This window comes from Actinacidiphila sp. bgisy167 (assembly GCF_965342175.1).
GTDB lineage: Bacteria > Actinomycetota > Actinomycetes > Streptomycetales > Streptomycetaceae > Actinacidiphila.
In genome coordinates this window covers 1-15,038 of sequence record NZ_CBDRBL010000115.1, presented here as the reverse complement: position 1 = coordinate 15,038, position 15,038 = coordinate 1, and the positions used below count along the sequence as shown (strand labels likewise).

The following is a 15,038-nucleotide window of genomic DNA, read 5'->3' as shown; positions in this document are numbered from 1 at the left end:
CGGCACCACGCACAGCGCGGCGGCGCCCGGCACGCCGCGCGGCCCCGGGGCGTCGCCGTCGCCGCCGGACCAGGGCAGAACGCACACCACCGCGTGGGCCTCGTCCGCGTCCGGGCCGAGCGCGGCCGCGAGCGCCGCGCGGGCGGCCGTGCGGCCGGGCCCGGGGGCGGAGCCGAGCAGACGGCCCAGCGCCCGGCCGGCGTCGGCGCCCGCGCGGGACTCGGCGGCGAGCAGCGCGCCGATGCGGGCCGCCACCGACATGGCCGCCTCCAGCTGGGCCTCGGTGGGCCCGCTGGTGTCCAGCAGCCACACGTACCCGTGCACCACGCCGCCGTGCCGCACCGGCAGGCACAGCCGGGGCCGAAAGACCCCCGCGGCCGGGTGCGCGGGGATACGGACCGGTGCCGTGGCGCGGGCGATGCCGAAGCGCTCGAACCACGAGCGGACCTCGGCGGTGGAGCGGCGGGTGAGGATCGACCGGGTGCGCACCGGGTCCATGGCGCTGTCGTCGTCGCTGTCGTGCGCGCCGAAGGCGATCAGCCGGAAGTCGCGGTCCTCCAGGGTCGCGGGGGCGCCGAGCAGCGCCGAGACCTCGTCGACCAGCTCCTGGTAGTCACCGCGCACGCCGCCATTGTCCCTCATACATCTGTATGAGGGACGCCGATCGGATGCGTGACAGCTGTCGATGGCGGGCGGGGTAGGTGAATCCTAGATTTCACGGCGACGCTGCCTGCCCCCGGCAGCCCTTCATCCAGGAGGAGACCGTGCTGGGTCCCGTGCTGCTCGCCGCCTCGCGCAGCGACCGTATGCGCCGCGTCGTCGCGGGCGCACCGATCACCCGACCCGTGGTGAACCGCTTCATCGCGGGTGACGAACTGGCGCCCGCCATGGACACCGTGCGCTCGCTGACCGCCTCCGGCCTGGAGGTCACCCTCGACCACCTCGGTGAGGACGTGACGGACAAGGCGACCGCGCTCGCGACCCGCGACGCCTATCTGCGGCTGCTGGAGGCCCTCATGGCCGAGGGCCTCGGCGCCCGCGCCGAGGTCTCCGTGAAGCTGTCGGCCTTCGGGCAGGCCCTTCCGGCCGGCGGACACGACATCGCGCTGGAGAACGTCCGGCCCGTCGCAGAGCTGGCGAGCGAGATCGGCACCACCGTCACGCTGGACATGGAGGACCACACCACGGTCGACTCCACCCTCGCGATCCTCGCCGAGTTGCGCCGGCGCCACCCCGGCACCGGCGCCGTCCTGCAGTCGTACCTCTTCCGCACCGAGGAGGACGCCCGCGACCTCGCCGTCGCCGGCTCCCGGGTGCGCCTGGTCAAGGGCGCCTACAAGGAGCCCGCCGACGTTGCCTACCAGGACAAGGCCGAGGTCGATCGCGCCTATGTGCGCTGCCTGAAGATCCTCATGGCGGGCGAGGGCTACCCGATGATCGGGTCCCACGACCCGCGGCTGATCTCCATCAGCCAGGAGCTCGCCCACCGCCACGGCCGCAAGCAGGGCTCGTACGAGTTCCAGATGCTGTACGGCATCCGTACCGCCGAGCAGCGGCGCCTGGCCGAGGAGGGCGAGCGCATGCGCATCTACGTCCCCTACGGAGCAGACTGGTACGGGTACTTCATGCGGCGTCTCGCGGAGCGGCCGGCGAACCTGGCCTTCTTCCTGCGGTCCTTCCTCCCCACCCGCTGAGCCCACGACCCCACAAGGACACAAGGAGATGTCTTCCATGGACGCTGTGACCCAGGTCCCCGCCCCGGTGAACGAGCCGGTGCACTCCTACGCCCCGGGGAGCCCGGAGCGGGCCCGGCTGGAGGCGAAGCTGAAGGAGCTGGCCGGGAACCCGGTCGAGCTGCCCATGACCATCGGCGGCGTGAAGCGGATGGGCGGCGGCGAGCGCTTCGACGTCGTGCAGCCGCACAACCACGGCGCCCGCCTCGGCACCTACGCCAACGCCACCCAGGACGACGCCCGCGACGCGATCGAGGCCGCGCTGGCCGCCGCCCCGGCCTGGCGCGCCATGTCCTTCGACGACCGCGCCGCCATCATCCTGCGCGCCGCCGACCTGCTGGCCGGCCCCTGGCGCGAGACGATCGCCGCCTCCACGATGCTCGGCCAGTCCAAGACCGCGCAGCAGGCCGAGATCGACAGCCCCTGCGAACTGGTCGACTTCTGGCGCTTCAACGTGCACTTCGCCCGCCAGATCCTGGCCGAGCAGCCGATCGCCAACGCCCCGGGCGTCTGGAACCGCCTCGACCACCGCCCGCTCGAGGGCTTCGTCTACGCGATCACGCCCTTCAACTTCACCGCGATCGCCGGCAACCTGCCGACCGCCCCGGCGCTCATGGGCAACGTGGTGGTATGGAAGCCGTCCCCGACCCAGACGCACGCCGCCGTGCTGCTGATGGAGCTGCTGGAGGAGGCCGGGCTGCCCAGGGGCGTCATCAACCTGGTCACGGGCGACGGCATCGCCGTCTCCGAGGTCGCCCTGGAGCACCCGGACCTGGCCGGCATCCACTTCACCGGCTCCACCCGGACCTTCCAGCACCTGTGGCGGACGGTCGGCGACAACATCGAGAAGTACCGCTCCTACCCGCGGATCGTCGGCGAGACCGGTGGCAAGGACTTCGTCGTCGCCCACCCCTCGGCCGACCCGGCGGTGCTGAGGACCGCGCTGACCCGCGGCGCCTTCGAGTACCAGGGCCAGAAGTGCTCCGCCACATCCCGCGCCTACATCCCCCGCTCCCTGTGGGAGAACGGCTTCAAGGAGGAGTTCGCGGCCGAGGTCGACGGCCTCACCATGGGTGACGTCACCGACCTGTCGAACTTCATCGGCGCCGTGATCGACGAGCGCGCCTTCGCCAAGAACAAGGCCGCCATCGACCGCGCCAAGTCCGACCCGACCGTCGAGGTCGTCGCCGGCGGCACCTACGACGACAGCGTCGGCTACTTCGTCCGGCCGACCGTGCTGGTCTCCTCCGACCCGGAGAACGAGATCTTCCGCGAGGAGTACTTCGGCCCGGTCCTCGGCGTGTACGTGTACGACGACGCCGACGAGGACGCCTTCGAGGCGATGCTCACCCAGATGGAATCGGTGGCCGCGTACGCGCTGACCGGCTCTGTCATCGCCCGTGACCGGGCCGCCGTCGCCCACGTCATGGAGAAGCTGCGCTTCGCCGCGGGCAACTTCTACATCAACGACAAGTCCACCGGCGCCGTGGTGGGCCAGCAGCCCTTCGGCGGCGGCCGCGCCTCGGGCACCAACGACAAGGCCGGCGCCGCGCAGAACCTCCTGCGGTGGACGTCGACCCGCTCGATCAAGGAGGCCCTGGTGCCGCCGACCGACTACCGCTACCCGCACATGGGCTGACCTCCGCGTCACCCGGACGAGCCCGCAAGGGGCAGGGCCCGGCACCCGCGATCCGCGGGGCGCCGGGCCTTCGCCGTCTCAGATAGTAGGAAGTCCGAGTAATTGTGGAGACAGATCGGCTGCGCTGCCCTAGCTTTGTAGAAGCCGAACGTCTCGCTCCACCAGCGACCGGCGGACGAGGGCCGCGCACCGCACGCAGGTCACCCCCTGCAGCGCCGCTCCCCGCCCCGTTCTATGGCGACACAACCCTCCTCTTCTTCTCCAGGAGCTGTTCACCATGGACGAGACTGCCCGCAAGAACGCCGCGGAGGCCCTCCAGCGCGCGCTGGACCGCCGTGACAACGGTGGCTCGACGGGGCACGAGCCGCGATGAGCGCACTGGTCGTGCCCCGGCGGATCAGCCGTCTGCGGCGCCTGGCCTATCTGGCCGTCCGAGCGATGGTGTGGTGAGCGATCCGCCCGCCGCCCCTTCGGCGCACCGCGCCGGCCCGGCCCGCCCTGCCGTCGTGCTGCCTCCGTCCGACGGCGCGGGCGGGGAGCGGCGTCCTCCGACACCCCGTCACCGTGGATCAGGCGCGCGCTCCGGCGTGCGCGGACGGTTGGCGCCGATCGGGCGCGGCCGCGGGGCGCGGCGGTGCCCGGCGAGTACGCGCCACGTCCGCCATGCGGACGTCGCGTGTCATTCTATGGACGGCAGAGTAGGGTTTCCGTCATGTCTCGCAGCATCAGTCTCGCAGTGATCCCCGGTGACGGAATCGGCCAGGAGGTGGTGGCCGAGGGCCTGAAGGTCCTCTCCGCCGTCCTTCCCCAGGACGTGAAGCTGGAGACCAAGGAGTACAACCTCGGCGCCAAGCGCTGGCACGAGACCGGTGAGACCCTGCCGGACGCGGAGCTGGAGCAGCTCAAGGCGCACGACGCGATCCTGCTGGGCGCGGTCGGCGACCCGTCGGTGCCCTCCGGAGTCCTGGAGCGCGGGCTGCTGCTGAAGCTCCGTTTCGCCTTCGACCACCACGTCAACCTGCGGCCCTCCCGGCTGTTCCCGGGTGTGAGGAGTCCGCTGGCCGGCGAATCGGACATCGACTTCGTCGTCGTCCGCGAGGGCACCGAGGGCCCGTACGTCGGCAACGGCGGTTCGTTGCGCACCGGTACGCCGCAGGAGGTGGCCACCGAGGTCAGCCTCAACACGGCGTTCGGCGTCGAGCGCGTCGTGCGGGACGCCTATGCCCGCGCCCAGGCGCGCCCCCGCAGGAAGCTGACGCTGGTGCACAAGAACAACGTCCTCGTGCACGCCGGCCACCTGTGGAAGAGCATCTTCGACACGGTCGGTGCGGAGTACCCCGACGTCACCACCGACTATCTGCACGTCGACGCGGCGACGATCTTCTTCGTCACCCAGCCGGAGCGCTTCGACGTGCTCGTCACCGACAACCTCTTCGGTGACATCCTCACCGACCTGGCCGCCGCCGTCACCGGTGGCATCGGCCTCGCCGCCAGCGGCAACATCAATCCGAGCGGCGCCTTCCCCTCGATGTTCGAGCCGGTCCACGGCTCCGCCCCGGACATCGCGGGCCAAGGCAAGGCCGACCCGACCGCCACCGTGCTCTCGGTCGGCATGCTGCTGCAGCACCTCGGATACACCGCCGAGGCCGAGCGGATCGAGGCCGCCGTCGCCGCGGACCTCGCCGAGCGCTCCGGGACGCGCGGCACCTCCGAGATCGGCGACGCGCTCGCCGCACGAGTAGCCGGCTGACCGCCGGGTCAGCCCGCCAGTCGGCCCGGCCGGTCAGCGACCAGACCACGACTGACCATGATCCGTCGGGCCGCGCATGTGTGTCCCCGGCTCCGCCGCTGCGATAATCGGCGGTGGGGCCGCTGTGCGAGGGGAAACTCGGACGTCCTATCAGCTGGGGGACGCGGGTGCGGTCCGCTACGACCCTGACGCGAAGGACACCACACATGACGACGCCCACGATCGAGCTCAAGCCCTCCTCACACCCGCTGCCCGACGCGCAGCGCGAGGCGATCCTCGCCAACCCCGGCTTCGGCCGCTACTTCACCGACAACATGGTGACGATCCGTTGGACCGAGGGTCGGGGCTGGCATGACGCGGAGCTCGTGCCGTATGCGCCGCTCTCCATCGACCCGGCGAACATGACGCTGCACTACGCGCAGACGATCTTCGAGGGACTCAAGGCCTACCGGCAGCCGGACGGGTCCGTCGCCACCTTCCGCCCCGAGGCCAACGCCGAGCGCTTCCAGGCCTCCGCCCGGCGCCTGGCCATGCCCGAGCTGCCCGTCGAGACCTTCATCGCCGCCGTCGACGCGCTCGTCACCCAGGACAAGGCGTGGGTGCCCAGCCAGGGTGAGCAGTCGCTTTACCTGCGGCCGTTCATGTTCGCCACCGAGGTCGGCCTCGGTGTCAGGCCGGCCAACGCGTATCTGTTCATGGTCATCGCCTCCCCGGCCGGCGCCTACTTCCCCGGCGGCGTCAAGCCCGTCTCCGTCTGGCTCTCCGAGGAGTACGTCCGTGCCGCGCCGGGCGGCACCGGCGCCGCGAAGGCCGGCGGCAACTACGCCGCTTCGCTGGTCGCGCAGGCCCAGGCCATCGAGCACGGCTGCGACCAGGTCGTGTGGCTGGACGCGATCGAGCGCCGCTGGATCGAGGAGATGGGCGGCATGAACCTGTACTTCGTGTACGGGGACAAGATCGTCACTCCCGAGCTCACCGGCTCCCTCCTGCCCGGCATCACCCGCGCCTCACTGCTGCGCATCGCCGCCGACCTCGGCTACGAGGTCAGTGAGGGCCGTATCTCCGTGAACGACTGGAAGAACGGCAACGCGGACGGATCGCTGACCGAGGTCTTCGCGTGCGGCACGGCAGCGGTGATCACGCCGGTCGGCTCCGTGAAGTCCACCCGCGCCGACTGGACCGTCGCCGACGGCCGCCCCGGTGAGGTGACGATGAAGCTGCGCAAGGCGCTGCTCGACATCCAGACCGGCCAGGCCCCCGACGCGCACGGCTGGATGCACCCTCTGGGCGGCTGACCGCCCGCGTAGGTACGCGGCGCCGCAGGGGGACTTCCCCGCGGCGCCGCATCGTTTCGTGTGCCGCCGCTCTTCATGGCGGCCGGCGCGTTCCGTGGTGCGGGGCGCGCCCGGTGCGCCGGGCCCAGGGGAGCAGCGCGGTCGCGATGCCGTACTCGTGCCGCCGCCGGTCGGCGAGGGTGCGGGTGCCGTGCGGCCGGAGGACACCCGTGAGGCCGGTTGCCCGCATCCTGAGACCGTGTCCCACGTCCGCGGGTCCTGTGGCAGACTGCCGATGTGTCCTCGTTCGCCGTGATTATCGGCCACAGGCGCGCCGGTCCTCAGTGATCGCAGAACCGCAGACCATCGCGGCGGCGACCACCGTGTCCCAGACCCGCGCGCAGACCTCTCGCACCCGCGAGGGGTTTTTTCGTTTCCCGGCCCACCCGCGCCGGAGACGGCGGAGCGCGAGGGATGATGGGGGCAAGTGGAGCCAGGTCTTCCGGAACCACTCACCCGACAGGAGTTGGAACAAACCATGACGGCCGTACTGGACGACAGCTTTCACGTCTTCGACACGACGCTGCGCGACGGCGCGCAGCGCGAGGGCATCAACCTCACCGTCGCCGACAAGCTGACGATCGCCCGTCACCTGGACGACTTCGGGGTGGGCTTCATCGAGGGCGGCTGGCCCGGCGCCAACCCGCGCGACACCGAGTTCTTCGCCCGTGCCGCCGCCGAGCTGGACCTGCGGCACGCCCAACTGGTGGCCTTCGGCGCCACACGCCGCGCCGGCGGCAGCGCTGCTGAGGACCCGCAGGTCAGGGCGCTGCTGGAGTCGGGCGCCCCGGTCGTCACCCTGGTCGCCAAGGCCCACGACCGGCATGTGGAGCTGGCCTTGCGCACCACGCTCGAGGAGAACCTGGAGATGGTCCGGGACACCGTCTCCCACCTGCGTTCGAAGGGCCGCCGCGTCTTCGTCGACTGCGAGCACTTCTTCGACGGCTACCAGGCCAACCCGGGCTACGCCACCCAGGTCGTGCGGGTCGCCCACGAGGCCGGCGCCGACGTCGTCATCCTGTGCGACACCAACGGAGGGATGCTCCCCGCCCACGTCACCGCCGTCGTGCGCGGCGTGCTCGCCGAAACCGGCGCCCGTCTGGGGATCCACGCGCAGGACGACACCGGCTGCGCCGTCGCCAACACCCTGGCCGCCGTCGACGCGGGCGCCACCCACGTCCAGTGCACCGCCAACGGCTATGGTGAGCGGGTCGGCAACGCCAACCTCTTCCCGGTCGTGGCGGCCCTGGAGCTCAAGTACGGCCGCAAGGTGCTCCCCGCCGGCTCCCTCGCCGAGATGACCCGCATCTCGCACGCCATCGCCGAGGTCGTCAACCTCGCTCCCTCCACCCACCAGCCGTACGTGGGAATCTCGGCCTTCGCCCACAAGGCGGGGCTGCACGCCTCGGCGATCAAGGTCGACCCCGACCTCTACCAGCACATCGACCCGGAACTCGTCGGCAACACCATGCGCACGCTGGTCTCCGACATGGCCGGCCGTGCCTCGGTGGAGCTGAAGGGCAAGGAGCTCGGCGTCGACCTCGGCGACGACCGCGAGCTGATCGGCCGCGTGGTGGGGCGGGTCAAGGACCGTGAACTCGAGGGCTACACCTACGAGGCTGCGGACGCCTCATTCGAACTCCTGCTGCGCGAGGAGGTCGACGGCCGGCCGCTGCGGTACTTCCGCGTCGAGTCGTGGCGGGCCATCGTCGAGGACCGCCCCGACGGCAGCCACGCGAACGAGGCGACGGTGAAGGTGTGGGCCGACGGCCAGCGCATCGTCGCCACCGCTGAGGGCAACGGCCCGGTCAACGCGCTGGACCGCGCGCTGCGCGTCGCGCTGGAGCGGACCTATCCGCAACTGGCCAAGCTGGAGCTGGTGGACTACAAGGTGCGCATCCTGGAGGGCAGGCACGGCACGGAGTCCATCACCCGGGTGCTGGTCTCCACATCCGACGGCAGCTGCGAGTGGTCCACCGTCGGCGTCGGCGAGAACATCATCGCCGCCTCCTGGCACGCCTTGGAGGACGCCTACGCCTACGGGCTGCTGCGCGCCGGTGTGGAGCCGGGCCGGGACGACTGACGGCCGCCGGCCGCCGGCCGTCGGCCGGTGACCCGTTTCCCGAACACCGAGGCGGGGAGAGACGACGGACCCGGACCCGGACGAGGCGCCGCGACCGGGTCCGCCTCCCCACCCCCGAAAGGCCGTCAGGCCGCGTACGGATCGACCTGCCCGCCGCCGCGCCGCGGCGCCGCGCCGCTGTCCGTCGTACGTCCCGCGACGGCGCCCGCAGGTGGACGCCGCTGCCAAAAGTGGACACCCGTGGCCCGGCTCGTTACGGTCGAGATGTCGACGCCGTTGCCCAGGGGATGAACTGACCCGCAAATCAGACGGCGTACGGGCCGGTGTCGTCCGGCCAAGGTGGTGCCCGGCGGACCGCAGTGCCATGCCGCCCCGGCCCGATCCTCGAGCTGTGACGCGCTGCCGGCCGAGTCGAGGCACCAGCCGCGCGTACCAGATTCCAGGGAAGAAGAAAGTCATGCGCGCCAAGCGAAGCATCGCAGTGTCGGCAACACCGCTCCTCGCCGCCGTGGCACTGGCGTTCTCGCCCGCGGTGGCGACCGCGGCACCGGCGGACACGCCGCACTCCGTGTCCGCGCCGGAGGCCCCCGCAAAGGAGGACCCCAAGTTCCAGCAGGGCTACAACGCCGGGGCGCTCGACGGCAAGTTCGACGGCAGGACGTGCTCGTACTACGACTCCTACAGTCCGCAGACCACGAACTCGAAGTACAAGGCGGGCTACCTGAGCGGGTACAACGCCGGCTACAACGTCGCCTGCAAGGACTGACACGCGGCCCGGCCGCCGCACGCTCACAGCGAGGCAGCCGGGCGTGCGCCCCTACGACGACTGACCCGTCAGTGAACTGACGCTTGATCAGGCGCATGGGTGCGGACGGGTGTTCTGCGACACGGGATCGCCCGGACCTCGTCGGGCGGCGCCGGCGGGCCGACCTGGCAGACGCCACCGGCGGGCGCGGCGCCCATCCGCCCGGGAGCGGTCGCCCGGAACGCCCGCCCGGAACGCCCGCCCGAAAACGGCCGCCCGAAAACGGCGCACACTGACGTGCGTCAGTGCGCCCAGGAGCGCACGTCCACCGGGTCGCCCACCGCGATCGCGCCCGGCCGCAGGACCGCCGCCTTCATCGCGAAGCTCACCCTGTTGCCGAACTCGGGTTCCCTCCGGTAGCCGGCCAGGGTGCGCACCGGCTCGGGACCGGCCGTGCGGCCGGTCGCCTGGTCGACCAGGGGCACGGAGCAGCGCGTGGCGCGGACGGAGTAGCCGATCCGCGTGGTGCCGACGTCCATGATCCGCACCCGGTCCTCGGTGTGGGGCTCGCTCCAGCCGGCGACCACGATGTTGGGGCGGAAGCGGTCCATGGGCACGGGAGTGCCGCCGTGCTCGGTGATCCGCCGGTTGAGGTCGTCCAGCGAGGCGAGCGAGGCGACGGAGAGGGCGTGGGCGTCCGCGAAGTTGACCTTGCCGGGGTGCTCGCCCCAGCCGTCCCGGTCGAACCCGGGGCGGACGCGCACCAGGCGCGAGGGCGCTCCCAACACCTGCGAGAACCACCGCGCGGCCTCCTCGCCCTGGTCCACCGCCGGGCCCTGGGGCCGGTCGAAGATGCTGACCTCGCGCAGCGGGCCCTCATCCACCGCCTCGACCGTGAGTTCCCCGGCGCCGGGCGCGGACAGCGCCACGTGCTTGCCGTCGTCGATGACCTCCGCGCGCACGAGGGCCATCCGTGGCAGCGTGCGCTGGCTGCGGAAGGCGCCGTCAAAGGCGTCGACGACCATGAACGTACGGTCGTGGACCAGGCCGGTCGCGGTGACGTCCGTGCCGTCCAGGGGCACTCCGGCGCAGCCCTTGACGGGATAGCAGATCAGCGAGTGCACGGTTGCGGCGGTCATACGGTTCGTCCTTCCGGGGCGGGTCAAACCATTCGACCACGTCCCGAGCCGAACGTATCGTCACCGGGTGACCGATGGCACCGAGATATCTATCAGGCCCGCCGAGGCCGTGGACGCCGGCGTGATCACCGCGGTCTTCCTCGCCTCCCGGGCGGCCGCCATGCCCTGGCTGCCCCGGCTGCACAGCGACGAGGAGACCCGGCGGTGGATCGCGGGCATCGTCCTCGCCCAGTGCCGGGTGTGGGTGGCCGAGCAGGCCGCCACCGGCGCCGTGCTCGGTTTCGCGGCCCTGGACGGCGACTGGCTGGAGCACCTCTATCTGCGGCCCGACGCACGCGGACGGGGCATCGGCGCCCTGCTCCTCGACGAGGTCCTGCGGCACCACCCGGACGGCCCACTCTCGCTCCACGTGTTCCAGCGCAACACCGCGGCGCGCGCGTTCTACGAACGGCAGGGCTTCCGCCCGGTCCCGGGCAGCGCGGGGATGGCGAACGAGGAGGGGGAGCCCGACCTGACCTACCGTCGTGCGCCGGTGGACACCCGGTGACCAACGGCACATGTACCGACCGGTAACGAGACAGGCCCGCGGATCATAGGGTGAGCGCCGTACGCTCCCCACCCTCGAACCCCGGGAGACCGCATGCGTTCCGCGAAGGACTTCTTCCGACCGCTGGCCGTGGGGGCCCCGGCCCCTGTGCGGGAAGTGCCGTTCCGGCCGTCGCGCATGATCCACTTCTTTGATCCGAGCAACGAGAGGATGGCGGCGAAGGTCCCCGCCATCGCCTCCACGGTGGACGTCCTGCTCGGCAACCTGGAGGACGCCGTCTCCGCCGACCGCAAGGAGGCGGCCCGGGCCGGCCTGGTCGCGGCGGCCAAGGCCCACGACTTCGGCGGTACCCAGCTGTGGACCCGGATCAACAGCCTCGACTCGCCGTGGGCGCTGGACGACCTGCTGACCCTCGTCGCCGAGATCGGCCACAAGCTGGACGTCGTCATGGTGCCCAAGGTCGAGGGCGCCGAGGACATCCACTACGTCGACCGGCTGCTCGCCCAGCTGGAGGCCAAGGCGGGCATCGGACGGCCGATCCTCGTCCACGCGATCCTCGAGACCGCGACGGGCGTGGCGAACGTCGAGGAGATCGCGGGGGCCAGTCCCCGGATGCAGGGCATCTCCCTCGGCCCCGCCGACCTCGCGGCGAGCCGCCGTATGAAGACCACCCGGGTGGGCGGCGGGCACCCCGGATATCTCGTGCGGGAGGACCCCAAAGGCGCGCTGGACGCCCAAGGGGAGTCCGAACAGCCGCGGCTGACCTTCCAGCAGGACCTGTGGCACTACACGATCGCACGCATGGTCGACGCCTGCGCCGCGCACGGGATCCTGCCGTACTACGGCCCCTTCGGCGACATCAAGGACACCACCGCCTGCGAGGACCAGTTCCGCAACGCCTTCCTGCTCGGCTGCGTCGGGGCCTGGAGCCTGCACCCGGTGCAGATCGAGATCGCCAAGCGGGTCTTCTCCCCGGAGCCGGCCGACGTGGCCTGGGCGCGCAGGGTGATCGAGGCGATGGGAGACGGCACCGGCGCGGTGATGATCGACGGCAAGATGCAGGACGACGCCACGGTCAAGCAGTGCCGTGTCGTCGTCGACCTCGCGGAGGCCCTTGCCGCCCGCGACCCGGAGCTGGCCGAGGCGTACGAGGCCGCGTACAAGGAGCTGGAGCCGAACCGATGACCGACGCGATCCTGCGGCCGCGCCGCTCCGTCCTCTACATGCCCGGCGCGAACGAGCGCGCCCTGGAGAAGGCCAAGACCCTCCCCACGGACGCGCTCATCCTCGACCTGGAGGACTCCGTCGCGCCCGATGCCAAGCCCGACGCACGCAAGCGGGTCGCCGCGGCCGCCGCCTCCGGCGAGTACGGCCACCGGGAGGTCGCCATCCGGGTGAACGCGCCCGGCACCCCCTGGCACGAGGACGACCTGCGGGCCGCCGCCGAGGCCGGGCCGGACGCCGTGGTCGTGCCCAAGGTCGACTCGGCCGCGATCGTGCACGCCGTCGAGCGCGCCCTGGAGGCCGCCGGAGCGCCGGACCGCACCGCCATCTGGGCGATGGTGGAGACCCCGCGCGCGATGCTGGACGCCCGTGCCGTCGCGGCCGCCTCCGAGCGGCTGCGGGTGCTGGTCATGGGGACCAACGACCTCGCCAACGAGCTGCATGCCGCGCACGTCCCCGGCCGCGCCCCGCTGCTCACGGGACTGTCCCTCGCTCTTCTGGGTGCGCGCGAGGCCGGCAAGGCGATTCTGGACGGTGTCTACAACGACGTCACCGACGAGAGCGGCTTCGAGGCGGAGTGCCTCCAGGGCCGGCAGTTCGGCTTCGACGGGAAGACCCTGATCCACCCGCGGCAGGTGGAGATCTGCAACAAGGTGTTCGCGCCCTCGCCGGAGGAAGTGGACAGGGCGCGGCGCGTCATCGAGGCATTCGACGAGGCCCTGGCCGAGGGGCGCGGGGTCGTCACCGTGGACGGCCGGATGATCGAGAACCTCCATGTGGATGACGCCCGGCGTGTCCTTGCCCTGGCCGCGGCGGTGTCCGGTCGATAGCGCTCACGCGGAGTCCGGGTGGACGACCGCTACAAAGAAAAGGCCCCGCACGTGCTGTGCGGGGCCTTTCTTGTGTTGGTTCTGTCCAGATGCTCCATGAAGCGGGTCCGGACACTGTACGAAGTCGACGCCGATCTCGACGGCCCTGCGCTCGTATGGTCGATGGCATGAGCGTTTTGGACGAGGTGCCGACCCAGCCCGCCGGGGCCGAAGGGGCCGAAGAGGCCGCGCAGCCGGCGAACGACGCCCGCGGGCGCGTCGCGGAGCTGCACGCCATCCGCGAGCAGGTCCGGCTCGGCCCCAGCGAGAAGGCCACCCAGGCACAGAAGGCCAAGGGCAAGCTGACCGCGCGCGAGCGCATCGAGCTGCTGCTCGACGAGGGATCCTTCAACGAGGTGGAGCCGCTGCGCCGGCACCGCGCTACCGGCTTCGGCCTGGAGGCGAAGAAGCCCTACACCGACGGCGTCATCACCGGCTGGGGCACCGTCCACGGGCGGACCGTCTTCGTCTACGCGCACGACTTCCGGATCTTCGGCGGCGCCCTGGGCGAGGCGCACGCCAGCAAGATCCACAAGATCATGGACATGGCCATCTCGGCCGGCGCTCCGCTGGTCTCGCTCAACGACGGCGCCGGCGCCCGCATCCAGGAGGGCGTCTCGGCGCTCGCCGGCTACGGCGGCATCTTCCAGCGCAACACCCGCGCCTCCGGGGTGATCCCGCAGATCTCCGTGATGCTCGGCCCCTGCGCCGGCGGCGCGGCGTACTCGCCGGCTCTGACGGACTTCGTGTTCATGGTCCGGGAGACCTCCCAGATGTTCATCACCGGCCCGGACGTCGTCCAGGCCGTCACCGGCGAGAAGATCTCCCAGAACGGTCTCGGCGGCGCCGACGTCCACTCCGAGGTCTCCGGTGTCTCGCACTTCGCGTACGACGACGAGCAGACCTGCCTGGAGGAGGTCCGCTACCTGCTGTCGATGCTGCCGCAGAACAACCGCGAGAACCCCCCGTCGGTCCCCGCCGCGGACCCGGCCGACCGGCGCGGCGACGTCCTGCTGGACATCGTCCCGGCCGACGGCAACCGCTCGTACGACATGCACCAGGTCATCGAGGAGCTCGTCGACGACGGCGAGTACCTGGAGATCCACGAGCGCTGGGCGACCAACATCATCGTGGCCCTGGCCCGCCTCGACGGCCAGGTCGTCGGCATCATCGCCAACCAGCCCGCCTCCCTTGCCGGCGTCCTCGACATCGAGGCCAGCGAGAAGGCCGCCCGCTTCGTGCAGATGTGCGACGCCTTCAACATCCCGCTCATCACCCTTCTGGACGTCCCCGGCTTCCTGCCGGGCGTCGACCAGGAGCACGGTGGCATCATCCGGCACGGCGCCAAGCTGCTGTACGCGTACTGCAACGCGACCGTGCCGCGGATCTCGCTGATCCTGCGGAAGGCGTACGGAGGTGCCTACATCGTCATGGACAGCCAGTCGATCGGCGCCGACCTGACCTACGCCTGGCCGACCAACGAGATCGCCGTCATGGGCGCCGAAGGCGCCGCGAACGTGATCTTCCGTCGCCAGATCGCCGAGGCCGACGACCCCGACGCCATGCGCGCCCGCATGGTGAAGGAGTACAAGTCCGAGCTCATGCACCCCTACTACGCCGCCGAGCGCGGCCTGGTGGACGACGTGATCGACCCCGCCGAGACGCGCGAGGTCCTGATCCGCTCGCTCGCGATGCTCCGTACCAAGCACGCCGACCTGCCGTCCCGCAAGCACGGCAACCCGCCCCAGTAAAGGGAGAGACGAACCCCGTGAGCACCCCCGCCGACAGCACCTCCGCCGCCCTCGTGCGTGTGGAGCGCGGCCACGCCAGCGACGAGGAACTGGCTGCCCTCACCGCTGTCCTGCTCGCCCGCGCCGCGGCCCGGGGCCAGGACGCGACCGACTACGTCCGGCCCCGCTCCACGGCAGGCTGGCGCCGCCTGGAGCGGCAGTCCGGCTTCAGCGCGCCCCACAGC

13 protein-coding genes and 1 pseudogene are annotated in these 15,038 nt (G+C 71.5%); 11 read left to right on the top strand and 3 right to left on the bottom strand.

Annotated elements, in window-relative coordinates:
- Window positions 1-624, bottom strand: a pseudogene (locus tag ACRWND_RS28510) (PucR family transcriptional regulator); the annotation flags it as partial.
- Between the two features lie 140 nt (window positions 625-764).
- Between ACRWND_RS28510 and ACRWND_RS28505 the strand changes: the two are divergent.
- The 4 genes from ACRWND_RS28505 (at window position 765) to ACRWND_RS28490 (ending at window position 6,417) form a co-directional block, all read left to right on the top strand.
- Window positions 765-1,694 carry a proline dehydrogenase family protein gene (locus ACRWND_RS28505; protein ID WP_431954449.1) on the top strand — a complete coding sequence of 310 codons (930 nt, stop codon included), beginning with the start codon at window positions 765-767 and terminating at the stop codon, window positions 1,692-1,694.
- A 37-nt stretch (window positions 1,695-1,731) separates the two neighbouring features.
- Window positions 1,732-3,372, top strand: coding sequence for an L-glutamate gamma-semialdehyde dehydrogenase (gene pruA, locus ACRWND_RS28500; RefSeq protein WP_431954447.1), 1,641 nt, complete (start codon window positions 1,732-1,734; stop codon window positions 3,370-3,372).
- A 712-nt stretch (window positions 3,373-4,084) separates the two neighbouring features.
- Window positions 4,085-5,122 carry a 3-isopropylmalate dehydrogenase gene (locus ACRWND_RS28495; protein WP_431954445.1) on the top strand — a complete coding sequence of 346 codons (1,038 nt, stop codon included), beginning with the start codon at window positions 4,085-4,087 and terminating at the stop codon, window positions 5,120-5,122.
- 206 nt (window positions 5,123-5,328) lie between these two features.
- Window positions 5,329-6,417: a branched-chain amino acid aminotransferase gene (locus ACRWND_RS28490; protein WP_431954443.1), complete on the top strand. Its 1,089-nt coding sequence runs from the start codon at window positions 5,329-5,331 to the stop codon at window positions 6,415-6,417.
- A 73-nt stretch (window positions 6,418-6,490) separates the two neighbouring features.
- Here the strand turns inward: ACRWND_RS28490 and ACRWND_RS28485 are convergent, their stop codons facing one another.
- Window positions 6,491-6,646, bottom strand: a complete 156-nt coding sequence (locus ACRWND_RS28485) for a hypothetical protein (protein ID WP_431954441.1) — start codon at window positions 6,644-6,646, stop codon at window positions 6,491-6,493.
- A 288-nt stretch (window positions 6,647-6,934) separates the two neighbouring features.
- Here ACRWND_RS28485 and cimA point away from each other — a divergent pair, with 288 nt between their 5' ends.
- Both cimA and ACRWND_RS28475 read left to right on the top strand, forming a co-directional pair.
- Complete coding sequence (gene cimA / locus ACRWND_RS28480) at window positions 6,935-8,539, top strand: citramalate synthase (protein WP_431954440.1); 1,605 nt, start codon at window positions 6,935-6,937, stop codon at window positions 8,537-8,539.
- Window positions 8,540-8,996: 457 nt separating this feature from the next.
- Window positions 8,997-9,305 carry a hypothetical protein gene (locus tag ACRWND_RS28475; protein ID WP_431954438.1) on the top strand — a complete coding sequence of 103 codons (309 nt, stop codon included), beginning with the start codon at window positions 8,997-8,999 and terminating at the stop codon, window positions 9,303-9,305.
- 281 nt (window positions 9,306-9,586) lie between these two features.
- On the opposite strand, the gene ACRWND_RS28470 is transcribed toward ACRWND_RS28475, so the two are convergent.
- Window positions 9,587-10,423, bottom strand: coding sequence for an MOSC domain-containing protein (locus ACRWND_RS28470; protein WP_431954436.1), 837 nt, complete (start codon window positions 10,421-10,423; stop codon window positions 9,587-9,589).
- Window positions 10,424-10,490: 67 nt separating this feature from the next.
- Here ACRWND_RS28470 and ACRWND_RS28465 point away from each other — a divergent pair, with 67 nt between their 5' ends.
- From ACRWND_RS28465 to ACRWND_RS28445, 5 genes are all read left to right on the top strand, one after another.
- Window positions 10,491-10,970, top strand: a complete 480-nt coding sequence (locus tag ACRWND_RS28465; protein WP_431954434.1) for an N-acetyltransferase family protein — start codon at window positions 10,491-10,493, stop codon at window positions 10,968-10,970.
- A 93-nt stretch (window positions 10,971-11,063) separates the two neighbouring features.
- Entirely contained in the window at window positions 11,064-12,155 is a 1,092-nt protein-coding gene (locus ACRWND_RS28460; protein WP_431954432.1) for an HpcH/HpaI aldolase/citrate lyase family protein, read from the top strand.
- On the top strand, window positions 12,152-13,024 hold the full coding sequence (locus ACRWND_RS28455) for an HpcH/HpaI aldolase/citrate lyase family protein (protein ID WP_431954430.1): 873 nt from the start codon (window positions 12,152-12,154) through the stop codon (window positions 13,022-13,024). The genes ACRWND_RS28460 and ACRWND_RS28455 overlap by 4 nt, the downstream gene beginning before the upstream one ends.
- Window positions 13,025-13,191: 167 nt before the next feature.
- Entirely contained in the window at window positions 13,192-14,814 is a 1,623-nt protein-coding gene (locus ACRWND_RS28450; protein WP_431954428.1) for an acyl-CoA carboxylase subunit beta, read from the top strand.
- Window positions 14,815-14,831: 17 nt separating this feature from the next.
- Window positions 14,832-15,038: acyl-CoA carboxylase epsilon subunit (locus ACRWND_RS28445; protein ID WP_431954426.1), on the top strand; the 207-nt coding region annotated here is incomplete at its 3' end.